Annotated in this window: 26 protein-coding genes and 2 pseudogenes; 14 read left to right on the top strand and 14 right to left on the bottom strand. The window is 74.3% G+C overall.

Going from position 1 to position 25,832, the window contains the following annotated elements; translation table 11 throughout:
• A partial coding sequence (locus tag MCBG_RS05950) for a glycosyltransferase family 2 protein (protein WP_043324581.1) occupies positions 1–907 on the bottom strand: 907 nt, incomplete at its 3' end.
• A 163-nt stretch (positions 908–1,070) separates the two neighbouring features.
• Positions 1,071–1,724, bottom strand: a complete 654-nt coding sequence (locus MCBG_RS05945) for a C39 family peptidase (RefSeq protein WP_043324579.1) — start codon at positions 1,722–1,724, stop codon at positions 1,071–1,073.
• 832 nt (positions 1,725–2,556) lie between these two features.
• Between MCBG_RS05945 and MCBG_RS05940 the strand changes: the two genes are divergently transcribed.
• Complete coding sequence (locus tag MCBG_RS05940; RefSeq protein WP_043330194.1) at positions 2,557–3,072, top strand: GNAT family N-acetyltransferase; 516 nt, start codon at positions 2,557–2,559, stop codon at positions 3,070–3,072.
• Here MCBG_RS05940 and MCBG_RS05935 read toward each other — a convergent pair.
• Positions 3,062–3,256 carry a hypothetical protein gene (locus tag MCBG_RS05935; RefSeq protein ID WP_043324577.1) on the bottom strand — a complete coding sequence of 65 codons (195 nt, stop codon included), beginning with the start codon at positions 3,254–3,256 and terminating at the stop codon, positions 3,062–3,064. The genes MCBG_RS05940 and MCBG_RS05935 overlap by 11 nt on opposite strands.
• Before the next feature lie 92 nt (positions 3,257–3,348).
• On the opposite strand from MCBG_RS05935, the gene MCBG_RS05930 reads away from it, so the two are divergent.
• Positions 3,349–4,647: an NAD(P)/FAD-dependent oxidoreductase gene (locus tag MCBG_RS05930; RefSeq protein WP_043324575.1), complete on the top strand. Its 1,299-nt coding sequence runs from the start codon at positions 3,349–3,351 to the stop codon at positions 4,645–4,647.
• 25 nt (positions 4,648–4,672) lie between these two features.
• Here the strand turns inward: MCBG_RS05930 and MCBG_RS05925 are convergent, their stop codons facing one another.
• The 3 genes from MCBG_RS05925 to MCBG_RS05915 form a co-directional block, all read right to left on the bottom strand.
• A complete protein-coding gene (locus MCBG_RS05925) occupies positions 4,673–5,755 on the bottom strand; it encodes an AI-2E family transporter (protein WP_043324573.1) in 1,083 nt (360 codons plus the stop codon).
• A 39-nt stretch (positions 5,756–5,794) separates the two neighbouring features.
• Positions 5,795–6,583, bottom strand: a complete 789-nt coding sequence (locus tag MCBG_RS05920; RefSeq protein WP_181373786.1) for a spermidine synthase — start codon at positions 6,581–6,583, stop codon at positions 5,795–5,797.
• 71 nt (positions 6,584–6,654) lie between these two features.
• Complete coding sequence (locus tag MCBG_RS05915) at positions 6,655–7,626, bottom strand: DUF2267 domain-containing protein (protein ID WP_043324569.1); 972 nt, start codon at positions 7,624–7,626, stop codon at positions 6,655–6,657.
• Between the two features lie 183 nt (positions 7,627–7,809).
• On the opposite strand from MCBG_RS05915, the gene MCBG_RS05910 reads away from it, so the two are divergent.
• Positions 7,810–8,124 (top strand): hypothetical protein, encoded by a 315-nt coding sequence (locus MCBG_RS05910; protein WP_030504313.1) that lies wholly within the window; start codon positions 7,810–7,812, stop codon positions 8,122–8,124.
• A 74-nt stretch (positions 8,125–8,198) separates the two neighbouring features.
• On the opposite strand, the gene MCBG_RS05905 is transcribed toward MCBG_RS05910, so the two are convergent.
• Complete coding sequence (locus MCBG_RS05905; protein WP_043324567.1) at positions 8,199–8,546, bottom strand: STAS domain-containing protein; 348 nt, start codon at positions 8,544–8,546, stop codon at positions 8,199–8,201.
• A 43-nt stretch (positions 8,547–8,589) separates the two neighbouring features.
• Positions 8,590–8,934 (bottom strand): STAS domain-containing protein, encoded by a 345-nt coding sequence (locus tag MCBG_RS05900; RefSeq protein WP_043324565.1) that lies wholly within the window; start codon positions 8,932–8,934, stop codon positions 8,590–8,592.
• A gap of 257 nt (positions 8,935–9,191) precedes the next feature.
• Between MCBG_RS05900 and MCBG_RS05895 the strand changes: the two genes are divergently transcribed.
• The 5 genes from MCBG_RS05895 to MCBG_RS05875 all read left to right on the top strand — a co-directional run bounded on the left by MCBG_RS05895 (position 9,192) and on the right by MCBG_RS05875 (position 13,528).
• Positions 9,192–10,952 (top strand): PP2C family protein-serine/threonine phosphatase, encoded by a 1,761-nt coding sequence (locus MCBG_RS05895; protein WP_043324563.1) that lies wholly within the window; start codon positions 9,192–9,194, stop codon positions 10,950–10,952.
• Positions 10,949–11,995, top strand: a complete 1,047-nt coding sequence (locus tag MCBG_RS05890; RefSeq protein WP_043330192.1) for a cobalamin B12-binding domain-containing protein — start codon at positions 10,949–10,951, stop codon at positions 11,993–11,995. Before MCBG_RS05895 ends, MCBG_RS05890 begins: the two co-directional genes overlap by 4 nt.
• 77 nt (positions 11,996–12,072) lie before the next feature.
• On the top strand, positions 12,073–12,420 hold the full coding sequence (locus MCBG_RS05885) for an STAS domain-containing protein (RefSeq protein WP_043324561.1): 348 nt from the start codon (positions 12,073–12,075) through the stop codon (positions 12,418–12,420).
• A 70-nt stretch (positions 12,421–12,490) separates the two neighbouring features.
• Positions 12,491–12,937 carry a response regulator gene (locus MCBG_RS05880; protein ID WP_030504307.1) on the top strand — a complete coding sequence of 149 codons (447 nt, stop codon included), beginning with the start codon at positions 12,491–12,493 and terminating at the stop codon, positions 12,935–12,937.
• Positions 12,938–13,054: 117 nt separating this feature from the next.
• Complete coding sequence (locus MCBG_RS05875; protein ID WP_043324559.1) at positions 13,055–13,528, top strand: hypothetical protein; 474 nt, start codon at positions 13,055–13,057, stop codon at positions 13,526–13,528.
• Between the two features lie 10 nt (positions 13,529–13,538).
• Here the strand turns inward: MCBG_RS05875 and MCBG_RS05870 are convergent.
• Positions 13,539–14,389 (bottom strand): annotated as a pseudogene (locus MCBG_RS05870) (hypothetical protein).
• Between the two features lie 352 nt (positions 14,390–14,741).
• Between MCBG_RS05870 and MCBG_RS05865 the strand changes: the two are divergent.
• Positions 14,742–15,692: an endonuclease/exonuclease/phosphatase family protein gene (locus tag MCBG_RS05865; protein WP_043324556.1), complete on the top strand. Its 951-nt coding sequence runs from the start codon at positions 14,742–14,744 to the stop codon at positions 15,690–15,692.
• A 4-nt stretch (positions 15,693–15,696) separates the two neighbouring features.
• Here MCBG_RS05865 and MCBG_RS05860 read toward each other — a convergent pair whose 3' ends face one another.
• A complete protein-coding gene (locus tag MCBG_RS05860) occupies positions 15,697–16,125 on the bottom strand; it encodes an OsmC family protein (RefSeq protein ID WP_013285994.1) in 429 nt (142 codons plus the stop codon).
• A gap of 80 nt (positions 16,126–16,205) precedes the next feature.
• Entirely contained in the window at positions 16,206–17,156 is a 951-nt protein-coding gene (locus tag MCBG_RS05855) for a serine/threonine-protein kinase (protein ID WP_043324552.1), read from the bottom strand.
• 130 nt (positions 17,157–17,286) lie between these two features.
• Between MCBG_RS05855 and MCBG_RS05850 the strand changes: the two genes are divergently transcribed.
• The gene (locus MCBG_RS05850) at positions 17,287–17,511 is read left to right on the top strand and encodes a hypothetical protein (RefSeq protein ID WP_043324550.1); all 225 of its coding nucleotides are present in this window, start codon (positions 17,287–17,289) and stop codon (positions 17,509–17,511) included.
• Positions 17,512–17,514: 3 nt separating this feature from the next.
• Here the strand turns inward: MCBG_RS05850 and MCBG_RS05845 are convergent, their stop codons facing one another.
• The 3 genes from MCBG_RS05845 to MCBG_RS05835 form a co-directional block, all read right to left on the bottom strand.
• Positions 17,515–17,979, bottom strand: a complete 465-nt coding sequence (locus MCBG_RS05845) for an alpha/beta fold hydrolase (protein WP_255358655.1) — start codon at positions 17,977–17,979, stop codon at positions 17,515–17,517.
• Between the two features lie 248 nt (positions 17,980–18,227).
• Positions 18,228–18,677 (bottom strand): alpha/beta fold hydrolase, encoded by a 450-nt coding sequence (locus tag MCBG_RS33695; RefSeq protein WP_043324547.1) that lies wholly within the window; start codon positions 18,675–18,677, stop codon positions 18,228–18,230.
• The gene (locus MCBG_RS05835) at positions 18,674–19,567 is read right to left on the bottom strand and encodes an SDR family oxidoreductase (protein WP_043324546.1); all 894 of its coding nucleotides are present in this window, start codon (positions 19,565–19,567) and stop codon (positions 18,674–18,676) included. Before MCBG_RS05835 ends, MCBG_RS33695 begins: the two co-directional genes overlap by 4 nt.
• A 136-nt stretch (positions 19,568–19,703) precedes the next feature.
• Here MCBG_RS05835 and MCBG_RS05830 point away from each other — a divergent pair, with 136 nt between their 5' ends.
• The 4 genes and pseudogenes from MCBG_RS05830 to MCBG_RS05815 all read left to right on the top strand — a co-directional run bounded on the left by MCBG_RS05830 (position 19,704) and on the right by MCBG_RS05815 (position 25,715).
• A complete protein-coding gene (locus tag MCBG_RS05830; RefSeq protein WP_043324544.1) occupies positions 19,704–20,450 on the top strand; it encodes a response regulator transcription factor in 747 nt (248 codons plus the stop codon).
• Entirely contained in the window at positions 20,428–21,960 is a 1,533-nt protein-coding gene (locus tag MCBG_RS05825) for a sensor histidine kinase (RefSeq protein WP_043324541.1), read from the top strand. The genes MCBG_RS05830 and MCBG_RS05825 overlap by 23 nt, the downstream gene beginning before the upstream one ends.
• Before the next feature lie 45 nt (positions 21,961–22,005).
• Entirely contained in the window at positions 22,006–24,489 is a 2,484-nt protein-coding gene (locus MCBG_RS05820; protein WP_043324539.1) for a mannosyltransferase YkcB-related protein, read from the top strand.
• 3 nt (positions 24,490–24,492) lie between these two features.
• Positions 24,493–25,715 (top strand): annotated as a pseudogene (locus MCBG_RS05815) (dolichyl-phosphate beta-glucosyltransferase).
• Positions 25,716–25,832: the final 117 nt, after the last annotated feature.

Below are 25,832 nucleotides of genomic sequence, written 5' to 3'. Positions count from 1 at the left end.
GGTCCCGCACGCCGTCCGTGACGTGCTGCCGCACCAGCCGGGCGACGCTGCTGTGCACCAGTTCCTGCGTGGCCCGGTCCAGGTGCCGGAAGTCGTCGCCGACCAGGTTCGCCAGCTCCAGCCCGACGTGGCGGCACAGCACCGCGTCCCGGCGCGGTCCCGCGGGGATCAGGCCGGCGACGAACGCGAACAGCCGCTCCACGCTGACCAGGCGCTGCTCGACCCGGCTGTGGTAGGTGATGTTGCGGGCGTCCAGGCGGCGCACGGCGTGGTAGTAGTCGTAGTCGCCCAGCACCGAGATCCGCCGGGCGTGGTAGCAGGCGGCCAGCGTGAACGGCTGGTCGCTGAGGACCGGCATGTCCTCCGGGAAGCGCAGCCCCAGCCGGTCGACCAGTTCGCGCCGGAACAGCTTCGTGTTCGCCAGCGACCAGGGCAGCGCCGAGTCGAACAGGCTCACGTCGACCGCGTTGCCGTCGGCGAACACGTCGGAGAAGACGTGCCGGCCGTTGACGCCCACCACCCTGCCGAGCACCACGTCCGAGCCGTACCGGTCGGCGGCGGCGACCAGGCGTTCGAGGGCCTCCGGGCCGAGCCGGTCGTCGGAACCGACGAAGAAGACGTACCGGCCGGTGGCCAGGTCCAGTCCCCGGTTGCACGGCGCGGCCGGACCACCCGAGTTGGGCTGGTGCGCCACCCGTACGGTGCCCGGGTACCGCGCGGCGTACCGGTCCAGCAGGCGGCCGCTGCCGTCGGTGGACCCGTCGTCCACCGCCACGATCTCCATCCGGTCCGGACCGATCGTCTGCCGCAGCAGCGAGTCGAGGCACTGCCGCAGGTAGCGCAGCGTGTTGTAGACCGGTACGACGACACTCACGTCGGGGCGGTTCGTCGCCTCCTCGGCTGCCACTGCTGCTCCTTCACGGTCGCCCGGATGGTCCGGCGCGACCCAGCGTGGTGGAGCGACCCGTCCGGGTGACGACACCCGCGTGACGACGAGGTGACCGGACGGCAGCCGTTGGATACGACGAAGGGCCCGACCCCATGGTGGGGGTCGGGCCCTTCGTGTTCGGTCAGGAGCTGTAGCCGCGGCTGGCGATCCAGCGGGCGAGCTCGTCCACGTCCATCCGGTAGGAGGCCTGGTTGGGGTTGGCCGAGTCGGCGATCGTCACGACCTTCCCGCCGTCGCGGTAGCCCACCACGCTGATGTAGTGGCCACCCTCGAAGGAGTGGGCGTTGCCGTCGGTGTCGGTCGCGGTGCCGGCGATGTTGGCCACCACGGCACGGCCGTCGTCGACGGTCTTGACCACGTCGGCGCGCAGCTTGTCGACCTTGTCGCGGTCGCGGGCCTTGTCCACGGGGATCTCGGTGGACTTGTAGACGTCCTTACCGGTCTCCTTGTTCAGTACCGGGGTGATGTCGTTGATGGAGTTGGTGCCGGCTTCGGTGGTGCCCATCTCGCGGGCCATGGCGTGTACGTCGATGTTCTTGCCCTGCACGCTCAGCGCGTTGCGGGCGGCGGCGGGGCCGCAGAAGTAGAAGTTCGGCTGCGCCTCGTAGCGCACGTCCAGCTCACGCTCACCATGACCGCTCTTGCGGTCGGCGACGATGGCGGCCTTCTCGGCCGGGGCGGCGTGGGCGGCGATGGCAGGGCCGGCGATGCCACCGGCGGTGGCGACGACACCGGCAGCGGTCAGAACGGTCTTGCGCAGCAGAGTGGTAGCCATGATGGTTGCCTCCCTGAAATGGGGGATACGCGGCGGGGGTGCCGCGAAGGGGGAAAGTCTTGGGGGGTGCCCGTGGAGGGGCTGGCACGCGGGCGGCCCGGAAGGGGCCTGCTCGTCGCGGCTCGGGGGATGTAACGACCTGCGGGCCGGGGATGATTCCCTCCGACGGTGGCTGCCAGCCGGGGGGTGACCGGTGGCGTGGGTCTGGGGATGTAACCACGACCGGACCGGGGCCATTCCCGGGGACGGCGGCGTGCCCGTCGCTCGGGGATGTAACGACGTCCGGGCCGGGCCGATTCCCTGACCTGGCGACCCGCGCGGGGGTGCCGGGCGGCTGGTGTTCGGCGCTCGTCCCGGTGTCCCGGGGTCAGCCATGTACAACGCCCCGCGCCCACCACCGATTCCACCCTGACGGTGGCACCGACCACAGCCCCGCAACACAGCGAACCGGACACCGACCGCCAAACGACCCGGCCCGCACATCGCCGACGGGTCCGCTAGCTCAAGAGCCCTCAAGATCCACCATGTGTGCGCGATCTTGCACTTATTGCCCCGGCAAACCTCGCAAAACAGGCAAGCCTTGGGCGGTAACTGCAAGATCGCGTGGGCGTGGGCGTGGGCGCGTCCGAAGGGCGGATTGGCGGTCTTGCCGATCGGGACGAGACCTCGTGCTGGGTGAGATCTTGGAACGAAATGGGCCCTATAGGGGCGCGTTCCTTCCAAGATCGCTTGTGGTCCTGAGGAGTGGAACAGTGCTCCCGGTGAGTAGGACAGCGGGTGGCGGAGCTGACCCGGGTGGGGCGGAGTGGGGGCGGTGGCCGAGAGTGGGACGGTGCGATATCTGCGCAGCGACGGCCGCGTCGCCATCCGCCGCCCCCGCCCCGCCGACGAGGCGGAGTTCGTCGCCGCCGCCCGGCGCAGCCGTGATCTGCACCATCCGTGGCTGTCCGCGCCGGACGACACGCAGCTGTACGCGGCGTACCTACGCAAGATCCGGCGGCGGGACAGTTCCGGGTTCCTGTTCTGCGACCGGGAGAGCGGTGAGATCGCCGGGTACGCGAACATCAGCGGCATCGTGTGGGGCGCGCTGCGCGGCGGCTACCTCGGATACGCGGCGTTCCACCCGTACGCCGGGACCGGGCACGCCTCGGCCGGGGTGCGGCTGGTGATCGGGTACGCGTTCGGGCCGCTCGGTCTGCACCGTCTCGAGGCGAACATCCAGCCCGGCAACGAGCCGTCGAAGCGGCTGGCGCGTCGGCTCGGCTTCCGGCTGGAGGGCTTCTCCCCGGACTACCTGTTCATCGACGGCGCGTGGCGCGACCACGAACGCTGGGCGATCACCGCCTGACGCCCGAGCCGCGCCACCGCCGAACCGAGCAGCCCCAGCTGCCCGGCTTCGGGAAGGCGACCGGACTGTGGTGCCCGGCCCGGTCCACCGCTCGCACACCGAAGAACACGTTGTCCTTGGACAGGTCGACGGTCACCTCGGTGACGTCGCCGACCGGCAGCACCCCGCGGCGGAGGCGGTACATCCTCGCGTCGGTCGCGAGGAATGTCCAAATAGCCGCTGATGGATGGATCTTGGGTACGTTTGTCGCAGGTCTGCCCGGGAACGGCAGCAGGCATGACGAAACCACGTGTGGTGATCGTGGGGGCCGGGTTCGCCGGGTACCACGCGGCCAAGACGTTGCGCCGACTGGCCCGCGACCGGGCCGAGATCGTCCTGCTGAACACGACCGACTACTTCCTCTACCTGCCGCTGCTGCCCGAGGTGGCGGCCGGCGTGGTGGAGCCGACCCGGATCGCCGTGCCGCTCGCCGGCACGCTCGACGGCGTCCGCGTGGTGGTCGGCGAGGCGGACCGGGTCGACCTGCAGAACCGGTGGGTCGGCTACCGCTCGATCGAGGGTGACCACGGTCAGCTCGCGTACGACCGGCTCGTGCTCAGCGTCGGCAGCGTCAACAAGCTGCTGCCGATCCCCGGCGTGACCGAGTACGCCCACGGCTTCCGCGGCCTGCCCGAGGCGCTGTACCTGCACGATCACGTGGTCCGGCAGATCGAGCTGGCCGAGCTGACCGAGGACCCGGCCGAGCAGCGGGCCCGCGCCACGTTCGTGGTGGTCGGCGCCGGCTACACCGGCACCGAGGTGGCCGCGCACGGGCAGCTGTTCACCGACCGGCTGATGGCCCAGCGCCCGCACCTGAAGGTCCGGCCGCGCTGGATGCTGCTCGACCTCGCGCCCCGGGTGCTGCCCGAACTGGACCGGCGGATGTCGGTCACCGCCGACCGGGTGCTGCGCAAGCGCGGCGTGGACGTGCGGATGAACACATCGGTCGCCGAGGCCACCCCGGACGGGGTGATGCTCACCGACGGCGAGTACGTCCCGACGTGCAGCCTCGTCTGGTGCGTCGGCGTACGCCCCGACCCGTTCGTGGCCGAGCTGGGGCTGCGCACCGAGAAGGGCCGGCTGGTGGTCGACGAGTTCCTCAACGTCCCCGGCTTCCCGGAGGTGTTCGCCTGCGGCGACGCCGCCGCCGTGCCCGATCCGACCCGCCCCGGGCAGGTGTGCGCGATGACCGCGCAGCACGCCCAGCGGCAGGGCAAGCTGGCCGCGCACAACATCGCCGCCTCCTACGGGCAGGGCGTGCGCAAGTCGTACAAGCACCACGACCTGGGCTGGGTGGTGGACCTGGGCGGCAAGGACGCGGCGGCGAACCCGCTGAAGGTCCCGCTGGCCGGGCTGCCGGCCAAGGCCGTCACCCGCGGCTACCACCTGCTCGCCATGCCCGGTAACCGGCCCCGGGTCGCCGCGGACTGGGCGCTCGACGCGACGCTGCCCCGCCCCGCCGTGCAACTGGGCCTGGTCCCGGCCAACGCGGTGCCGCTGGAGAGCGAGTCACCGGAGCTGGCCCGGCGGCGCTGAGCGCCGCGCACCCGCCGGCCGGCCCTCACCCGCCGGCCGGCGGCCGCTGCGCCGGCTCACCGTCGGCCGGCTCCGGCAGGGCCTGCCGCCCGGCCGGCACGAACTCGCGCAGCAGCACCTGCGCGATGCCGGCCGCCGGGATCGCCAGCAGCGCGCCGACCAGGCCGCCCAGCTCCACCGCCAGCAGCAGGCTGACCAGCACCGTCAACGGGTTGAGCCGCACCGCGCGGGCCATGATGACCGGCTGCAGCAGATGGTTCTCCACCTGCTGGTAGACCACGAAGAAGACGAGCACCACGATGCCGGCGGTAGGGGAGTGCACGAAGCCCGCCCCGGCCGCGGCGATCGCCCCGAGCGTGGCGCCGACCAGCGGGATCAGGTCCACCACGGCGACCGTCAGCGCGATCACCGCGGCGAACGGCACGCCGAGCAGGAACAGCACGACGAACGTCAGGCCGCCGCAGATCACGCTGATCAGCACGTTGCCGCTGAGGTAGCCGGTGACGATCCGGGACGAGTCACGGCCGATGCGCCGCAGCCGCCGCGCCGGGCCGTCGCCGACCAGCCGCAGCGTCGCGGCGACGATCTTCGGCGCCTCCAGCACCATCAGGTACGCCAGCACCACCACCGTGACCAGCGCGGTCACCGCCTGGGCCACGCTGCGGACCACCCCGACCGTCGGGTCGCCGAGCCGCGAGCCGAACCGGCGCAGCTGGCCCGGCTCGGCGTACCGGAGCAGGTGGAAGCGGTCCAGCAGCCGCCCGACCGGTCCCCGCCCGGCCTGGGCCTCGCGCACCAGCTCCGGCAGCCGGTCGGCGAAGCGGGCCACCTCGTCCACCAGCGGCACCAGGATCAGCGCGCCGACCGCGGCGAACAGCGCGAACGCGGCCAGGAACACCAGCAGCGTGGCCAGCGCGCGGCGGCGTACGCGCCGCTGCAGGCGGTCCACGAGCGGTTTCAGCGCGACCGCGAAGAACACCGCCACCAGACCCCACACCAGCACCCGCCGGGTCGCCCAGACCAGCGCCAGCCCGACCACCGTGGCGAGGACCAGCCCGATCACGACAAGCGTCCGGCGCGCGGTGGACCGGTCGTCGGCGGTGCTCATCCGGCGCGGCTACCCGCCGCGCGGGGCGGAAAACCCGGCTCAGCCCAGGTCGGCGTCGGTGACCGGGAGGGCGCCGGCGGCGAACGCGTCGAGCGTCGCGTCGTGCAGCACGGTTCCGGGCACCGGATCGGCGGCGGCCCGGGCGGCGAGCCGGCGCGCCGGCAGCCGTCCCGGCGTGGGCGATGCGGCCAGCACCACGTTGCCGTACCGCCGTCCGCGCAGCATCCGCCGGTCGGCCACCAGGCAGACGTCGGCGAACACCGCCCGCAGCGTGGCCACCTGCCCCCGGGTGTGCGCCAGCGGCGGCAGGTCGGTGAGGTTGATCAGATAGATGCCGTCCGGGCGCAGCACGCGGGCCACCTGCGCCGCGAACTCGACCGCCGCCACCTGCGGGGGCATCCGGGCCGCCCGGTACACGTCGGCCACCACCACGTCGTACGCCCCGGACGGCGCCTCGGTGACCGCCTCCCGGGCGTCACCGATCGCGACCACCACCTCCGGCGGCAGCGGCGGCAGCTTCCGCCGGACCAGGTCGACCACGCCCGGGTCCCGCTCGATCACCCGCTGCGCGGAACCGGGCCGGGTGCGCGCGAGCCAGCGCGGCAGCGTGAGCGCGCCCCCGCCCAGGTGCAGCGCCGTCAGCGCCGCGCCCCGCGGGGCGGCCAGGTCGATCGCGGCGGCGATCCGCCGCACGTACTCGAAGTGCAGGTACCGGGCGTCGGCCACGTCCACGTACGACTGCTCGACCCCGTCGGCCAGCAGCGTGCGCCCGGACGGGCGGGCCGGGTCCACCACGATCTCCAGGGTCTCGGTGTCGTCGTGATCCACGGCGGCACACGGTACCGCCCGGCCACGGGTGGCCCCGGCCCGCGGGGGACCGGGACCGTTCCGCCGCCGGGTCAGCCGGCCGCCATCCCGGCGCCGGCCTCGTCGACTGCCGCGTCCACCCGGTGCGCGAGGTCGACGTCCGCCGCGGTCACGCCGTCGACCTGCTGTGTGCGGACCGTCAGCACGGCGTTGTCCGGGTCCGGCCGCCCGATCTGCGGCGCGCGCCCGGCCTCGGCCTTGAGCTGGTCCAGCCGGTCGAGCACCCGGTCCAGGTTGCCGCCGGGCAACTCGATCGTGCGCACCAGCGACCGCCGGTCGCTGGACCAGTAGGGCAGCGCCGCGAGCGCGTCACGCAGCTCCGGCTCGGTCAGCGGCGCAGTGGCCGAGGACGCGCCCACCAGGCCGCCGCCGAAGTCGGTCGGCCCGAGCAGGTCACGCAACTCGTCGGGTACGCGCAGCGACTCGACCAGCTCCGCGTCGGCCTCACTGAGCGCGGCGAGCGTCGCCTCGGCCTGGTAGCGCGCCTGCTCCGGGGTGAGGCGGCTGTAGCGGCCGACCTCGGCCAGGAACCCGGGCAGGTCGCGGCGGGGTTCCATACCGTAGACCGGCACCACGTCGTGCAGGGTCAGCGGCACCGCCTCCAGCAGTCGCTCACGTTCCACCTCGTCCAGCGCCTGGGCCAGGGCCAGCACGGTGCCCTCCGCGGCGACCTTGGCCGTGGTGAAGTCCACCCCGGCGCGCCGGCTCACGTCGTCGACGAGATCCCGGTAGCTCATCGAGACCCCGGGTGACGGCGTCGGGTCCGGCAGCGGGCGCTGCTGCTCCGCGACGGCGACCGGCGGCGGCGCGGGACCGCCGCGCGTGGTGTCCGGCTTGTGCCGTCCGGCCGGCGGCGGGCCGGACCGGTCGTGCCGGTCCAGCGAGGTGACCTGCTTGGACGCGCTCAGGCTGGCGCCGGTCTGGCTCGGCCGCAGCCCTCGCTCGCGGGCCTCGCGGGCGAGAGCCCGGCGGCGCTGGTTGTCGCCCTCCATCTGCTTGCGCATCGTCGCACCTCGTTCCTGGTCGGTTGCGCTTGCGCCGACCGCGTTCCCGGCGCTGCCGGGAAGCTAACGGGAGGCCCGCCCGGCGGAGGCTTCACTCGCTGCGGGTGAGGAGCGCTCACCCCGGCGGGCGGCAGGATCGGATGGACCGGACAACTTCCGACGCACGCGGAAGGGCAGGTCGACATGAAACGGATCGTGGAGATCGTCCCCGCCCGTCCCGGGTGGTACGCCCGCTGGCGGATCGGCCCGGACGTCACCCGCTGCTACCCGGTGACCCTCTGGGCGCTGCTGGAGCACCACGACGGCACCGGGCGTGAGGTGATCGGCGTCGACTGCGTCGGGCAGTGGCCGGGCGCGGACGACGACGGTGCTACCGGAGACTTCGTCCGTTACCTGTTCCAGACGCCCGATTCCGGCGCGCCGGAGGACGCCGAGGCCCCGATCGTGGGAGAGCCGCACACCACCGGCCCGCGCCGGCAGGCCGCGCCCGCCGCCTGAGCCATCCTCCCGGCCCCCGGCCCCTGGTCCCAGGGCCGGGGGCCACCCCTTCCCGGCAACGGCGTGCCGCGCGGTCAGCCCACCTCGCGGGCGCCGCCGGTCACGTCGCGGGGCGGGGCGGCCAGCAGCTCGGCCAGGCCGGTGCGGTCCAGCAGATGCCGTACCTGCGGATGGGTGTTGCGCAGCCGGACCGCGCCGGTGCCGGAGCGGTGGATCACCACGAGCGCGCTCAGCCCGGACGAGTCGCAGAGGACCACGCCGCCGAAGTCGAGCTCCACCTCCTGGCAGCCGTCGCGGCGAAGCCGCGCAACGGCCTCGACCAGTTCCGGGGCGGTGTCGTAGTCCAGCTCACCGGCCAGCCGCACCCGGACGGCGCCGGCGTCGAGCCGGTCCACCTCGATGGTCAGCATCTGGGAGGGCACGCTCCCATGTTCCCAGCCGGACCCCGGCGGGAAACCCCCGGGGTCACGCGGAGGCGGCCGAACCCGTGGCGGGCGGCCCGGTCCGGTCGTCGACCGGCGCACGGTCGAGCAGGCCGGTGACGCCGGTCAGGTCGAGAATGGTCTCCAGGAACCGCGGGACCGCGCGCAGCTCGATCCGGGTGCCGACCTGCTGCCCCTCCCGCCAGGCGTGCACGATCACGGACAGGCCGGTGCTGTCCAGGAACAGCAGGTCGGCGAAGTCGAGCACGAGCGTCGCGGGACGCCCGGCGAGCAGCCGGTCGACCTCCGCGCGCAGCGGCGCCGCGGTGGCGTAGGCCAGGTCGCCGCCGACGCCGATCACCGGGACGGCAGGGTCGGAACGATCCACGGAGATGCTCAGCGGGGTCGCCTCGGACCTTCTGCGTTGAGGAACCACCATCACGCCTTTCCGCACGCTGCCGGTCGGGCAGGGATGCCTGGATCGTAACAACAGCGGCACCGCCCCGCTGGGCGCGCGCGGGCCGCCCCAGCAGCGTCGGCTGGGTGGCGGTACCGGCATACCGGCGTAGTGTGGGGCGAAGAGATGTGGCCACAGGCGCCGTGCGGCGCCCCGGGGGTGCCGACGAGGAGAGTGGGGCTCAGCTGGTGACTGCTGCCGACGTCAGGGGTGCCGACCCGGGCGACGGACGGATCTCCACGCCGAGTGCCGCACGGGTCCCGGCGTGGTCCGCCGCCGCTGCGGCGACGCCTGCCCTGCCGCCGCTGGCAGCCGACCGCGGCCCCGCCGTCCCGGACTGGTCCGAGGTCGTCGAGCACTTCCGGGAGGGCCTTGTCGTCTGCGACGCCGACGGTGTCGTGCGGCACGTGAGCCCCGTCGCGGAGCGCCTGGTCCCCGAGGTGACCGCCGGCGAGCTGCTCGCCGCGGCGGGCGTGGACGCGCTGCGCGGCGACGGCCCGGCGGAGTTCACCCACCACGGGCGACGGCTGCGCGTACGGCCGGTCGCGCTGTCCGGTCACCGGCGCTGCTGGTACGTCGAGGACGTCACCGAGAGCGTCAGCCGGGCCGACGCGCTGCTGGCCGAGCGGGCCCGCTCGGCGTTCCTCGCCGTGGTCGGCGAGAAGCTCGGCAACCCGCTGCACCCCGACCGGGCGGCCGCGGCCGTGGTCCGCCTCGCCGTGCCGACGGCGGCCGACGTGGCGGTCCTGGTGCTCGCCCCCCGCTCCGGCCGGTCCCGGTGGTGGCGGGCGGTACGCGCCGACGACCAGGCGCCCGTGGTGGACAGCGGCGTGCTGCCCGCCCCGGCGCTGCCCGTGGCCATCGAGGCCGGCCTGTCCGGCGCCGAGCCGCACGAGCTGGACTGGCTGGTCGAGCAGGCCGCCGAGGCGGGTTGGCTGCCCGGTCTGGACACCTCCGGCGCCGTCGCCCGGGTGGTGCCGCTGCCCGGCCGGGATGCGCCGGCCGGCGCGCTGCTGGTGGCCCGCCGCGCCGACCGCTGGTACGACGAGGCCGATGTGGACCTGATCCGCGCGTTCGCGGCACGGGCCGGCGCGGCGCTGACCACCGCTCTGCTCTACCGCGACCAGGCCGAGGTCGCCGACACGCTGCAGGCCAGCCTGCTGCCGGTCGAGCCGGCTCCCGCGACCGGCGTGCAGTGGGGCACCGCGTACCGGCCCGCGCAGGCCGGCCTGCGCATCGGCGGCGACTTCTACGGTTCGCACCAGCTCACCGACGGCGGGTCGGTCTTCTTCCTCGGTGACGTGTCGGGCAAGGGCGTGGAGGCGGCCGTCTTCACCGGCCAGCTGCGCCAGTGCCTGCAGGCGCTGCACCGGGTCGAGAGCCAGCCCGGGCGGCTGCTGAAGCTGCTCAACGACGCGCTGCTGGAGACCACCCAGGCACACGGGCAGGGCCGGTTCGCCACCATGGTCCTCGGCGTGGCGCGTCCGCACCGTGACGGCGGACAGACCCTGACGCTGGCCGGTGGCGGGCACCTGCCCCCGCTGGTGCTGCGGGAGTCCGGTGACGTCGAGGTGGTGCCGTTGCGCGGCATGCTGATCGGCGTGGTGCCCGATCCCCGCATCGGCGAGGTCACAGTGCGCCTGGCGCCGGGGGAGACCTGCCTCTTCTACAGCGACGGCGTGACCGAGGCGCGGGGCGGCCGGCGCGGCGACGAGCAGTTCGGCGCCGAGCGGCTGCTCAACGCCGTGGCCGGCTGTAACCGGATGCCGGCGCCCGCGCTGGCCGAACGGGTCGAGCAGGTGACCTGTGACTGGCTCGCGCACGGCGACCACGACGACATAGCGGTGCTGGCGCTGCGGGCGACCGGCCCGGCCGGGCGGGCGCCCCGGCACCTGCACGCGGTGCCGGAACCGGCCGCGGCCGAGCTGACGAGGGAGTGGTCCGCGTGACAGTGCCGACTGTCGGGGTCGATGCGGGTCACGCCTTCGCCCGCTACCTGGAGTGCCTGGCCGACGCGGACGAGTCCGCCGCCGTGGCGGTGGCCGTGGGGCTCCTGGAGGCGGGCGTGCCCGCCGAGCGGGTGCTGCTCGACCTGGTCGCGCCGGCGCAGGCCGAGGTGGGCGAACGGTGGGCGCGCAACGAGTGGAGCGTCGCCGAGGAGCACGCCGCCACGCACATCAGCGAGCGGGTGGTGGCGGCGGTGGCCGCGTACGCCGATCCCCGGCCGACGCGGGGACGGATCGTGATGGCCTGCATGGACGGCGAGTGGCACGCGCTGCCGGCCCGGCTGGTGGCCGAGGTGCTGCGGTTGCGCGGCTGGCAGGTCGTCTTCCTCGGCGCCAGCGTGCCCGCCGCCCACCTGGTCTCCTACCTGCACCGTTACGACGCGGAGGCGGTGGCGCTGGCCTGCGCGCTGCCGATGCGGCTGCCACACGCCCACCGGATGGTGGAGGCGTGCCGCCGTTCCGACGTGCCGGTGGTGGTGGGTGGCCGGGGCTTCGGCGAGGACGGCCGCTGGGCGCGTGTGCTGGGTGTGCCGTGGGCGCCGGACGCGCCGGCCGCGGCCGACCTGGTGGCCGACGAGCGGGCGCTGCGTGCGGCGCCGCCGGCCCGGCTGGACCACCTGGCCGACGACGAGTACGCCAGCCTGGTCAAGCGGCGCGGCGAGTTGATCGACAGCGCCCTGGCCGACCTGCGGGAGCGGGTGCCGTCGGTGTCCGGCTACACCCCGGCGCAGCTCGACTCCACGATCAGCGACCTCGGTTACATCGTGGACTTCCTGGCCGCCGCGCTCTATGTGGACGACGGGACGCTGTTCACCGCGTTCGTCGAGTGGCTGGTGGAGATCCTGGTCAGCCGCGGGGTGCCGGCGGGGGCGGTCGGCCTGACGCTGGAGCACTATGGACAGCAGTTGCGTGACTTCCCGCGCGCGGCCGGTTTCCTCGACCGGTCCCGGGCTCTGGTCGGCGGCCTGTCTGCGGCGGGCCGCTGACGGCACCCGGATGGGCCGTCCCATATACTTGCACTACTGCAAGCGTTCGCCTGCGGTGGGGAGCGAGGGGGGCCAGGGTGACGTTCACCGTCACGTACGCCCAGCGGGACGGGGGCGGTGTCTGCCTCCGGCTCGCCGGTGAGCTCGACCTGGGCACGGCCCCCGAGCTGAACTCGGCGATCGACCGGCTGATCGCCGAGGGTCAGCGCGAGCTGCTGCTCGACCTCGCCGAGCTGACCTTCTGCGACTCCACCGGCATCGCCGCCTTCGTGCGCGGGGACAATCTCGTCGCCGCCGACGGCGGCTGGCTGCGCCTGACCGGGGCGACCGGCCGGGTGGCCCGGGTGCTGCAGGTGACCGGGCTGGCCGAGGTGCTCCGGTACGCCCGTGACACCGTCGACCCGGCCGCGCCGGCCGCCTCCTGATCCGGTACATTTCCCCGCCAGCAACCGGCCGTGCGGCCGGCCGCCCTCCTCGAGACAAGCAGGTAAGACGATGGGTCAGAGCAGCCCGAGCCCGGTTCGCATCCTGGTGGTGGACGACGATCCGGGTGACGTCCTGATGATCGAGGAGGCGCTCGCCGACTCCGACGTCGACAAGGTCATCGACGTGGTCGCCGACGGTCAGGAGGCGATGGAGTTCCTCCGGCGCGAGGGCCGGCACGCCGAGGCGCAGCGTCCGGACGTGATCCTGCTGGACCTGAACATGCCCCGGATGGACGGGCGGCAGGTGCTGGGCGAGGTCAAGGGCGACGAGAGCCTGCGGACCATCCCGATCGTGGTGCTGACCACCTCCAACGCCGACACCGACGTGGTCAGCAGCTACACGTTGCAGGCCAACGCGTACGTGACCAAGCCGATCGACCTGGACGACTTCAACGACGTGGTACGCCGCATCGACGAGTTCTTCGGCCGGGTGGTCGTGCTCCCGAAGCACCAGTAGGTGCGGGAAGTCCGGGCCTCCGCATCCTGAACATTTTGTGGGAACGGCCCCGCCCGTGAGCGACCGGCCCGCAGGATCGGCAGTGGGGACGAACACCGGCTGCCTGGGGGGCGACGCATGAGGTTCTCGGTGGTGGAGACCGGATACGACAGGCGTCAGGTGGATTCCTGCCTCGACGAGCTGAGCCTGCGGCTGGGGCGGCTGGCGGCGCGGGCGGAGGGCGCCGCCGGGGCCGACCGGGAGTGGGATCAGATCCGGTCCGACGCCCTGCACCTGTGCGACTTCCTGCACCGGCGGACCGCGCCGGTCGAGGGCCCGGAGGCGGCCCGCCCGTCGCCGGCCGAGCGGGAGGCCGCCGAGCTGCTGGCCACCGCCCGCGCCGAGCTGGAGGCCGCCCGCGAGGAGGCCCGCCGGTTGCGGGAGGAGGCGTACGCCGACGCTCTGCGGGCCCGCCGCGAGTTCGAGGCGGCCCTGCTGGCACGGCGTCGCCGCGAGTCCCGGGTGGACGAGATCCTGGCCGGCGCGCGCGGCGAGCGGGTGCCGGTGGACACCCCGACCGCCGCCGCGGGCGTGCGGCCCGGCGCCGCCTGACCGGTCCGGGTCAGGTCAGCGCCGCCACGATCGTCGCGGCCCGGTCCTCGTGCCGGGCGTACGCGTCCGGGTACGCGGACACCTGCTCCCCGTGTGGGGGCGGCGGGCGGTGGCGGTGACGCTCATGTCCGCCCAGCCGGGCACCTCGCGCAGGGCGGTGTAGAAGGCGCGGGCCGCGTACGAGGGCCGCATGAGCTGTGCGACGGTGCCCCAGCCGCTGCTGGGGCGCTGCTGGAACAGCCCGACCGAGTCGTGGTCGGAGCCGCTGCCCTGGTGCGGGTGGTCGAACGACTCCGGGAGCACGTCGCTGGCCAGGTTGTAGAGGTTGCTCTCCTGCATCGCGGTGGCCACCGCCACGACGAGTGCCCGGCGCGGCATGCCCATGTCCCGCCCCACGTCCACGATGATCTTCGCGTTGTTCATCTGCCGCTGGTCCAGCCCGGCGACCGGCCGCGGGTTCTTCGGGCGGGCGGGCTTGCGCGGCGGCTTCTTCGTCGACGCGGACGGGCTCGGCGTGACGGCCGGGGCCGGCAGGACCGGCGCGGCGGCGGCTGGTGGCGCTAGGCGGCTGAAGTCGCGGGAGGCCCGCTGCTCGGCGGCGGCCCGGTCGGCGACCGCCTCGCGTACGTCCAGCCGCGCGGGGCCGGTCTCGCCGACGCCGGCGACGCCGATCAGGCCGAGGCAGCAGGTGACGCCGGTGGCGACGGCGATCCGGCCCGGTACGGAGCGGGCCGGGCCGCGGCGGGGCGGCTCCGGGGCGCGGTGACGCCCCACTCTCCGTTCGGCTGATGCCGGGTCAATCGTTCGGCGAACCGGGCGGTTGGCGCGCAGCGGCTGGTGGGAGGGGTGGTCGGGAGGCACCCGCCGAGGCTAGAGAGCTTCCGGCCCGTTGCCATCGGGGTGATTGGTGGCATGCGCCACAATCTGCCGGATTCGCGGCCGACAATTCACTCGGCCGATCACCAAACAAGCGAACCTCGCGTACCCGGAACATGCCTCATGTCGGTTTAAGGCCGGGAAAGCGGACGCGAGCACGAGCAACCCGGGCCACGCGCCGCCCTCCACCGTTCGGGGGAGGGCAGGCTGGTCGAGCGGCCCGCCCGGCGCGGCGGTCCGCCGACCGGAAGCATCGACCGCCCCGGATGGCGGCGACCGCTGTGGATCATGGCGAGGCCCCGGCACGGTGACCCGGGCGCTCGTTACGATTCCGACGGTGACCGAGCAGAAGGCCGACGAGCGTGGCCCCGGAGAGCCGTCCGGCCGCCGGAGGCGGCGCGGACTCGTCGTCATCGCCTGCGCCGGGCTGCTCGCGGCGCTGCTCGCCGGCCATCGGGCGGTGCCGAACGTGCACGGGCTGGGCAGCCTGCTGGACAGCGCCGTTCCGCTGCTCGGCCTCGGCGTACCGGTGCTCGCGCTCGCGGCGCTGCTGCGCCGCTCCCGCCCGGCGCTGCTGGCGGTGCTGCTGCCGGCGCTGGTCTGGGCCGGCCTGTACGGGCGCGCGTGGCTGCCCCCGGCGGCCGGCGCGGCGGGCGCCTCGGTGCGGGTGGCCAGCCAGAACCTGCGTGTCGGCAACCCCGACCCGGCCGCCACGGTGGGCGCGCTCGCCGGCGACGGACCGGACCTGATCGGGCTCCAGGAGGTCGCCGACGGCGACCGGGTGGCGCCGGTCCTCGCCGGCCGGTACCCGCACCGCGCGGTGGTGTCGACGGTCGCGCTGTGGAGCCGGTGGCCGATCCGGGAGGCGCACGGCATCGACACCGGGCTGGGCTGGGACCGCGCGCTGCGCGCCGTGGTGGCCGCCCCCCGGGGCGACCTGACCGTGTACGTCGTCCACCTCGGCTCCGCGCGCGCCGGGCACACCGCCACCCGGGACCAGACCGTCGCCGCGCTGGCCGACGCCGTACGCGCCGACCCGGCGGAGCGGCTGGTGGTGCTCGGCGACCTGAACACCGCCACCACCGACCGGGTCTTCGACCCGCTGACCCGGCTGCTGCGCGACGCTCAGGCCGAGGCCGGGCAGGGATTCGGCTTCACCTGGCCGGCGGAGCTACCGGTGACCCGACCGGACCACGTCCTCTACCGGGGACTCACCCCCACCACTGCCGGGGTGCTGCACACCCCGGACAGCGACCACCGCGCGGTGACCGCTGGCTTCCGCTGGTGAGCGCTCAGTGCCGGCCGTTCTCCGCCGGGGTCACCGTGAGCCGGTGCCGGCTCGGGTCGCCGCTGGAGAACGGCCAGAGCCGGTCGGCGTACGCGACCAGGTCGGCCAGCTGATCCCGGGTCAGTCCCGCCGAGGAGATCTCGGCGTGCACGTCGGCCCGGTAACGGCCGTCGTCGTCGCGGCCCAGTTTCGCCTCTGCGGTCACCTGCACGGTGTGCGCCTCGTCGGTGATCTCCCCGGCCGCCTCCACAGCCGCGTGGTGCAGGCAGGAGGCGAACGCCGCGGCCAGGAGCTGCTCCGGCGTCAGACCGGTGCAGTGCGGCGCCAGCGGGGACGCCAGGGCGGAGGAGAGACCGCCGTCGTCGGTGCGTACGTGACCGCCCGCCGCGGTCGCCGTGGCCGTCTCGGCCAGCCAGGAACTCGGATCCGGCATCGCGTTCCTCCCGTCACTCACCGGACCGCGTTCCCGGACCCCGAGCAGCGAAACCGCGCCCGGGTGGGCAGTAGGAGCGCTCAGCCGACCCGGCCGCTCGGCGCGGCGTCGACGGCCATCGCCTCGGTGGCCTCGGCGGCCGCCCGGCTGGTCCACGGCGAGACCTGCTCCGCGCGCTGGCGGGGCAGCACCGCGCTCATCGGCACGTACACCCGGGCGTCCACCGCCTCGGCCAGCAGCAGCGCGGCCATCGGGCTGGTCGGCCGGGCCGCCGGGTCGGCGTCGAGGCAGCTGCGGCACAGGTCGGCCACCTCGGGCGGCAGCCCGGGAACGTCGGGCAGCGGCCGGGGCTCGGGCCGGCGTCCCCCCGGCCCGAGCAGCCGGGTGGTGCTGTCCGCCTCGTACGGCAGGTGACCGGTGAGGCAGTAGTAGAGCAGCACGCCGAGGGCGTACATGTCGGCGGCCGGGGTGGCGGGCTGCCGGTCGAGCTGCTCCGGCGCCAGATAGGCGGGGGTGCCCACCACCACGCCGTCCGGAGTGTGGTCCGGCGCGCCGGCCGGGGTGGCGATACCGAAGTCGAGCACCTTCACCCCGCACGGGGTGAGGATCACGTTCGCGGGCTTCACGTCCCGGTGCACGATGCCGTGCGCGTGCGCGGCGGCGAGCGCGGCGCACACCTCGGCGCAGACCCGTACCGCGATCCGCCAGTCCAGCGGCCCCGCGCGCAGGTGCGCGGCGAGCGTCTCGCCCTCGGCCAGCTCCATCACGATGTACGGCGCCGGCCGGCCGTCGGGCAGCGTGGCGGTGCCGAAGTCGTGCACGCTGGCGACGTTCGGGTGCACCAGGCGAGCCGCCGAGCGCGCCTCGGCCCGGATCCGCTCCACCGAGCCGGCCTCGCCGTCGAGCCGGGGCGAGATCAGCTTCACCGCGACGGTCCGGTCCAGCACACGGTCGTGCGCCCGCCAGACCTCCGACATGCCACCCAGGCCGGCCCGCTGTTCGAGCTCGTACCGCCCGCCCAGCGTCCGCATCGCCCACTCCTCGCCTCGTCCGGTGTGCCCTCCGGTCCCGCTACCCGGCCCCGGAGCTGTGCAAACCGGCGGGGGTTTCCATTCCGGCGGGGTAGCTTCGCGGCGAGGGGTCGACACAGGGAGGGCAGCGGTGGCTTCGGTGCGCGTACGGTTCGTCGGCGGTCCGGCCGACGAGCTGACCCGGGACCTGCCCGCGGGGCCGGACGGCGGGCCACCGCCCCGGTGGGTGCTGCGGCATCCCGAGGAGCCGGCCGAGGGGGTGGCCGACCACCTCTACGAACGCGACGAGCACGCCGCGGCGGGCGGCTGGACCATGCGGTACGTGCACACGTTCCCGTTCGGCGCGACCGAGTGAGGCTCAGCCCGCCCGGACGCCGGTGGTGCCGAGGATGACCGAGGCGACCAGCTCCGGGTCGTCGTGCATCGGCACGTGGCCGCAGCCGGGCAGGTCCAGGTGCCGCGCGGCGGGCAGCCGGGTACGCGCCAGCGCGGCCTGCCGGTAGGGCAGGATCCGGTCCCGGGTGCCCCACGCGACGGTCACCGGCACCGTCGGCGCGCCCGCGTAGGCGTACCCCCGGCCGGCGCGCGCGACGGCGCGGAACGCTCGCGCCTGGCGCAGCGCGCGGGCGTCGGCGACCGCGTCGTCGAGGGTCATCCGGTTGGGCCGGGCCAGGATCATGCCCATCGCCAGCATCCGCAGCGCGGGCGCGGCGAACAGGCGGCGCAGCACCGGCTCGGGCAGCCGGGCCGCGTTGCGGTGCAGGGCGAGCACGGTCAGCGCCCAGCGCAGCTCGCGGGCGGTGCAGAACCCGGCCGGGGACAGCGCGGTGGCCGAGGAGACCGCGCCGAGCGCGGCGAGTTCCAGCGCGATCGCCCCGCCGAGAGCTGTTGCCCGCGACGTGCGGGCGTTCCAGTCGAATCAAAGATTCGAAATAGTTCGGAACAGAGGAGACTCGGAGACATGTCAAAAGAACACTATGGGGTAATCTCAGAGCGATGAAATGCAGCCATGCGTGACAAAGACCGATGCACTGTTGCCGGAGGCGCAAGTGAGCCTGGACCCTACCTTATTTAAACTACCACGGGGGAAGGCTCAGATTCTGGGCTACTTTCGTACCTGTGAACACGTTCGAAGCTTACCATCCCAGGACGCAGGACAAGAAGAGCCCTCATGAGGACTGATGTCCAGATTTCCGACTCTTTATTATCATACGAGGCAGACGACTGGCACGTTTTGATAGATGTGGAAGTAAGCGCGCGACGTCTTCCGAACATGGTATCAGCCGAGCTTATCAGCTCGACCATGGCCGCGGTCAGGCCGGGCATGTCGGCGGGCAGCCCGGTGGCGGGCACCGGGGAGCGGCCGAAGCCCGGCAGGTCGACAGCTATCACGTCGTGCGCCTCGGCGAGCCGGTCCAGCACCGGCCGCCAGGCGCCGCCGTGGTGACCGATGCCGTGCAGCAGCACCAGCGTGGGCCCGGCGCCGCGCCGCTCGTAGACGACGTCGACCGGCGCGGTCACGGCCGCCCCTGCGGCGTGCTGGCGCCGAAGCCCCGCCCCAGCGCCCGGGACTGCTCCTCGATCAGCGGCACGGTGGCCCGCGCGGTGCGGCCCACCAGCCGGTCGGCCAGCGGGCTGACCAGCACCGACCGTACGGCCTGCACGGCGGCCACGGCGCGGGGCACGTACACCCGGCGGCTGCGCCGCTCGATCGCGCGGACGAACGCCTCGGCGCACTCGGCCACCGTCGTGGTGCGCCGCAGCGGCCACGGCAGCTTCGCCAGCGCCGTTTCGAAGGCCGGCAGGTCGGCGCGCGCCTCGCGGACCAGGTCGGTGTCCACCCACGACGGGTGGGCGGTGCCGACCGCCACGCCCCGGTGCGCCAGTTCGAGGCGGATCGCGTTGCCGAACTGCTCGACGCCCGCCTTCGAGGCGCAGTAGGCGGCCATGCCGGGCAGCGCGGCGAACGCCGCGGCCGAGGACACGATCAGCAGGTAGCCGCCCCGGTCGACGAGCGCCGGCACGGTCGCCGCGGCGGTACGCATCACCCCGACCAGGTTGACCTCGACCGTACGCACCAGCGCCTCGACGTCGCCGACGGCGATCGTGCCGCGGTTGGCCACGCCGGCGTTCGCGACCACCGCGTCGATCCCGCCCAGCGCCGCCACGGTGCCGTCGACCGCCTCGGCCAGCGCCTGCTGGTCGGTGACGTCGGCGGCGAACCAGACGTGCCCGGGACCCAGCTCGGCGGCGAGCGCGGCCAGCCGGTCGGGTTCCAGCCCGACCAGTGACAACCGCGCGCCGCGCGCGGCGGCGAGGCGGGCGGTGTGCTCGCCGATGCCCCGGGCCGCCCCGGTCACCAGCACCACCTTGCCGGCCAACCGGCCGGAAAAACGACCGTCGATGGACATGCCGGGAAGTTACCACCGGGTAGCCCGGGTGCGGAAGACCCGGCCGGACTGCCCGGATCACCGCCGGCCGGGCGCGCACAGCTGGTACACAGGAACGGGACAGCCCGACGACAGCGGGTCCGCCCACGATGGGGGCATGGTCATGAACGGGCAGGCCGCGCAGGGCCGCATCGAGCTGCACCGACCGGACGGCGAGCCGGTACGGGTGCTCGTGGTCGACGACGAGCCGACGCTCACCGACCTGCTCTCGATGGCCCTGCGGTACGAGGGCTGGCAGGTCGCGACCGCCGGCAGCGGGATGGCGGCGATCAGCACCGCCCGCCAGTTCCGCCCGGACGCCGTGGTGCTCGACGTGATGCTGCCCGACCTGGACGGCTTCCAGGTGCTGCGCCGCCTGCGCGAGGAGTCGCCGAGCGTGCCGGTGCTGTTCCTGACCGCCCGCGACGCCGTGGAGGAGCGCGTCGCCGGGCTCACCGTCGGCGGCGACGACTACGTCACCAAGCCGTTCAGCCTGGAGGAGGTGATCGCCCGGCTGCGCGCGCTGCTGCGCCGCTCCGGTTTCGCGGTCGCCGCCCGCCAGGAGGCGGTGCTCACCGTCGGCGACCTCACCCTCGACGAGGACAGCCACGAGGTACGCCGCGGCGACGACCTGATCACGCTCACCGCCACCGAGTTCGAGCTGCTGCGCTACCTGATGCGCAACCCGCGCCGGGTGCTCAGCAAGGCGCAGATCCTCGACCGGGTCTGGAACTACGACTTCGGCGGCCAGGCCAACGTGGTCGAGCTGTACATCTCGTACCTGCGCAAGAAGATCGACGCGGGCCGCGCGCCCATGATCCATACGTTGCGCGGGGCGGGTTATGTCCTCAAGCCCGCCGAGTGACACCCGCGGCCGGCTGCGCCGCCGCCTGGCCGGCTGGTCGTTGCGCCGCCGGCTGGTGCTCTCGGTGGTGGCGCTGCTGGCCCTGGTCAGCGTCGGCATCGGCGGCCTGACCACAGTCGCGCTGCGGCACTTCCTGATCGACCAGATCGACAACCAGCTCACCTTCGGCGACCGCCGCCCGGACGACCTCGAACGCTGGGCCCGGCGGGGCTTGGATCCGCCGCACCCGGACCAGCGGCCCGCCCCGCCGGACTCCGACGAGGTGGCGCCCGCGCCCCCGGGAGGTTTCCCGCCGGGCTCGATCGCGGTCCGGGTGCCCGCCGCCGCCGAACCCGCCGGGCGGATCCGGTCCGGCAACGGTGACAGCGAGGAGGTGCCCGCCGCCGACCTGACCGCGCTGGCCCGCGTACCCGTCGGCGAACGCCCGCGCACCGTCGTCGTCGGTGACCGCGGCGAGTACCGGGCGATCGCGATGCGGTCGCCGCGCGGCGACGGCGACGTGCTGGTCCTCTCGATCCCGATGGCGCAGGTGGACGACACCGTCATGTGGATGGTCGTCGCCCAGGCCGGGGTGATCGGCGCCGGCCTGGTCATCGCCGGCGCCCTCGGCACGCTCATCGTCCGGGTCACGCTGCGCCCGCTCAACCGGGTCGCCGCCACCGCCGCCCGGGTCACCGAACTGCCGCTCGACCGCGGTGAGGTCGCCCTGTCGGTGCGGGTACCGGCCGCCGACACCGACCCCCGCACCGAGGTCGGGCAGGTCGGCGGCGCGCTCAACCGGATGCTCGGCCACGTCGCCGCCGCGCTCTCCGCGCGGCAGGCCAGCGAGACCCGGGTACGCCAGTTCGTCGCCGACGCCAGCCACGAGCTGCGCACCCCCCTCGCGGCCATCCGGGGGTACGCCGAGGTGGCCCGCCGGGGCCGCCAGGAGGTCCCGCCCGACGTGGCGCACGCGCTACGCCGCGTCGAGTCGGAGAGCACCCGGATGACGAGCCTCGTCGACGACCTGCTGCTGCTGGCCCGGCTGGACTCCGGCCGCCCGCTTGCCGCCGAACCGGTCGACTTGACCGCCACGGCGGTGAACGCGGTGAGCGACGCCCACGTCGCCGGCCCCGACCACCGCTGGCAGCTCGACCTGCCCGACGAGCCGCTCACCGTCACCGGCGACGCCCACCGGCTGCACCAGGTGCTGGCGAACCTGCTCGCCAACGCGCGGGTGCACACCCCGGCCGGCACCACCGTCACGGTCCGGCTGGCGCCCGCCGCCGGCGGCGTCGAGCTGCGCGTCACCGACGACGGACCGGGCATCCCGGAACAGTTGCAGCCGGAGGTCTTCGAGCGCTTCGCCCGCGGCGACAGCTCCCGCTCCCGCGCGCAGGGCAGCACCGGCCTCGGCCTGGCCATCGTCGCCGCCGTGGTGGAGGCCCACCACGGCCGGGTCGACGTGGTCAGCCGGCCCGGCCACACCGCGTTCACGGTCTGGCTGCCCGGATCCACAGCAGACGCATAGGTCACTCACGGCAGCGGGCCAGCGGACGCTCCGAGGCTTGCCGGCATGGACAGAACCGAGAGCCTGCCGACCCCGCCCACGGCCGGTCCACCCGGCGCCGAGCCGGCCCCCGCGCCCGTACCGGAGGAGACCCGCGCCGACCGCTGGGCCCGCCCGGCGCTGCTCGGCCTGCTGGCCGCCACCGCGCTGCTCTACCTGTGGGGCCTGGGCGCCTCCGGCTGGGCCAACGCCTTCTACTCGGCCGCCGTGCAGGCCGGGTCGCAGAACTGGACCGCGTTCTTCTACGGCTCGTCCGACGCGGCCAACTCGATCACGGTGGACAAGACCCCGGCCTCGCTCTGGCTGATGGCGCTCTCGGTGCGGATCTTCGGCTTGAGCAGCTGGTCGATCCTGGTGCCGCAGGCGCTGCTCGGCGTCGCCTCGGTCGGCGTGCTGTACGTGACGGTCCGCCGCTGGTACGGCCCGGCCGCCGGACTGCTCGCCGGGACGGTGCTCGCGCTCACCCCGGTGGCGACGCTGATGTTCCGGTTCAACAACCCGGACGCGCTGCTGGTGTTCCTGCTGGTCGCCGCCGCGTACGCGACGGTGCGCGCGGTCGAGACGGCGAGCACCCGGTGGATCGTGCTGACCGGCGTGCTCGTCGGGTTCGGCTTCCTCACCAAGATGCTCCAGGCGTTCCTGGTGATCCCGGTCTTCGCCGGGGTCTACCTGCTGGCCGCGCCGACCGGCCTCGGACGGCGGATCCGCCAGCTCCTGCTGGCCGGGCTCGCCGTGGTCGTCTCCGCCGGCTGGTGGGTGGCGATCGTCGAACTGGTGCCGGCGAGCGCCCGCCCGTACGTCGGCGGCTCGCAGAACAACAGCATCCTGGAGCTGACGCTCGGCTACAACGGCCTGGGCCGGATCACTGGCGACGAGGTGGGCAGCGTCGGCGGTGGCGGCGGACGGCCCGGCGGCGGTGGACCGTTCTCCGGTCAGACCGGGCTGCTGCGGATGTTCGACACCGAGGTCGGCGGGCAGATCTCCTGGCTGCTGCCGGCCGCGCTGATCCTGCTGGTCGCCGGGCTGTGGCTGGCCGGGCGGGCACCGCGTACCGACCGGACCCGGGCCGGTCTGCTGCTCTGGGGCGGCTGGCTGCTGGTCACCGGAGTGATCTTCAGCTTCATGTCCGGCATCTTCCACGCCTACTACACGGTCGCCCTGGCTCCGGCTGTCGGTGCGCTGGTCGGCATCGGCGTCACAGCGCTGTGGCGGGCCCGTGCCGGCGTTGCTTCGGCTGCACCTGGCCCGGCCGCAGCGGCCCGGTGGCGTGGGTTCGCCGCCACGCTGGTCCTGGCCGCCACGCTGGCGGTCACCGCCTGGTGGTCCTGGCACCTGCTCGGCCGCACCCCCGACTGGTACCCCTGGCTGCGCCCCACGGTGCTCGCAGTGGGCCTGACCGCAGCCGTCCTCCTGGCCGCACAGGCGTTCCTCACCACCGGCCCCCGCCGGCCCGTCCCGCCCTCTCCCGCCTCCCCGCCCTCTCCCGCCTCCCCGCCCACCCCGTTGATCAAGGAGTTTGTGTCCGGGAACGGCGTTCAGGCTGACGCAAACTCCTTGGTCAACTCCGGCATGGGGGTGGCGGCGGGGCACCGGGGCGGGTTTGCCGGGCGGGTCGTACGGTGGCTGGTGCCGGTGGTGTCCGTCGCCGGGATCGCGGTGGCGCTGGCCGGGCCGGCCGCATACGCGATGCAGACCGCTGCCACCCCGCACAGCGGCGCCATTCCGAGCGCCGGACCGGCCGGAGCGGGGGGCTTCGGCGGCCCGGGTGGCCCGGGCGGGCGGATGCCGGACGGCGGGGACGGGCAGTTCCCCGGTCGCCCAGGCGGCGGGAACGGGCAGTTCCCGGGCTTCCCGGGCTTCCCGAACGGCACCGGCTCCAGCGGCACGGGTCCGAACGGCACCGGCTCCAGCGGCACGGGTCCGGACGGCACTGGCCCGGGCGGCGGAGCGAACGCCGGCGGATTCCCCGGCTTCCCGGGCGGTGGTTCGGCTCCGGGCGCGCCCGGCGGCACCGGTCAGGACGGCGGCACCGGTCAGGACGGCGGCACCGGTCAGGACGGCGGCGCCGGTCCGGAGGGTGGCACGGGACCGGACGGCCGGGGGCAGCGCGGCGGCGGCATGGGCGGGCTGCTCGACGCCCGCGAGCCGAGCGCCGAGATGACCGCGCTGCTCACCGCCGACGCCGACGACTACACCTGGGTCGCCGCCACGGTCGGCTCGAACAACGCCTCCGGCTACCAGCTGGCCACCGGGCGGCCGGTCATGCCGATCGGCGGCTTCAACGGCAGCGACCCGTCGCCGACGCTCGCCCAGTTCCAGCGGTACGTCGCCGACGGGCGGATCCACTACTTCCTCGGCGGCGGCGGGTTCCGCGCCAACGGCGGCAGCAACGCCTCGGCCGAGATCGCCGCCTGGGTCGCCGAGAACTTCACCGCGACCACCGTCGACGGCGTGACCGTGTACGACCTGAGCAGCGGAAAGCAGGGCTGAGCGATGACTGACACGTACGCGCCCCGGGCCGCCGTGCGGGCCCGGCCCGCCGCCGGCAGCGCGGTGCTGGACGTGGTGGTCCCGGTCTACAACGAGGAGACCGACCTCGGCCCCTGCGTCCGGCGGCTGCACGCGCACCTGACCGCGCACTTTCCGTACCCGTTCCGGATCACGGTGGCCGACAACGCCAGTGTGGACGGCACCCCGGAGGTTGCCCGGGCGCTCGCCGACGAGCTGCCCGAGGTGGGGGTGCTGCGCCTGGACGAGAAGGGCCGTGGGCGGGCGCTGCGCGCCGCGTGGTCGGCCTCGCCCGCGCCGGTGCTCGCGTACATGGACGTGGACCTGTCCACCGACCTGGCCGCGTTGCTGCCGCTGGTGGCGCCGCTCATCTCCGGGCACTCGGATCTGGCCATCGGCACCCGGCTGGCGCGGACCAGCCGGGTGGTCCGGGGCGCCAAGCGGGAGGTGATCTCGCGCGGCTACAACCTGCTGCTGCGCGGCACGCTCGCGGCGCGGTTCTCCGACGCCCAGTGCGGGTTCAAGGCGATCCGCGCCGACGTGGCGGCCGGGCTGCTGCCGCTAGTACGCGACACCGGCTGGTTCTTCGACACCGAGCTGCTGGTCCTGGCGCAGCGGGCCGGGCTGCGCATCCACGAGGTGCCGGTGGACTGGGTGGACGACCCGGACAGCCGCGTCGACATCGTCGCCACCGCGCTGGCCGACCTGCGGGGCATCGGCCGGCTGGGCCGGGCGCTGGCCACCGGGGCGCTGCCGCTGGCGCAGCTGCGCGCCCAGCTCGGCCGGGGACCGTTGCCGGCCCCGCCGGCGCGTGTGCCGGCCGGCCTGCCGCGCCAGCTGGTCCGGTTCGCCGCGGTGGGCGTGGCGAGCACGCTCGCGTACCTGCTGTTGTTCCTGCTGGCCCGCGGACCGCTCGGGGCGCAGCCGGCGAACCTGCTGGCGTTGCTGCTCACGGCGGTGGCGAACACGGCGGCCAACCGGCGGCTCACGTTCGGGGTCAGCGGCCGGCGGTGCCGGCCGCCACCACCTCCAGGGCCTGCTGGCGTTCGCGCTGGGCCTGGCCCTGACCAGCGGCTCACTGGCCCTGCTGCACGCGCCACACGCCCGAGCCGCATTTTTTTTTCTGGTGGTGCTGGTAGCGGCCAACCTGGCCGCGACAGCCCTGCGCTTTCCTCCTGCTCCGCCTGGCCATGCACCATCGCCCCTGACTTTTTTTGAACACCCCGTCGATCATGAGGTTGGCGGCGCGACACGCCGGGCGCCGGCACCGTCAACTTCATGATCGACGGGGCGGGTGGCAGGGTTGGGGCGTGTACCGGGAGTGG

Origin of the sequence: Micromonospora sp. M42, assembly GCF_000568915.1 — a bacterium.
Classification (GTDB): domain Bacteria; phylum Actinomycetota; class Actinomycetes; order Mycobacteriales; family Micromonosporaceae; genus Micromonospora; species Micromonospora chalcea.
Note: the sequence above shows the minus strand (reverse complement) of the source record. Positions and strands in the feature narration are given on the sequence as shown.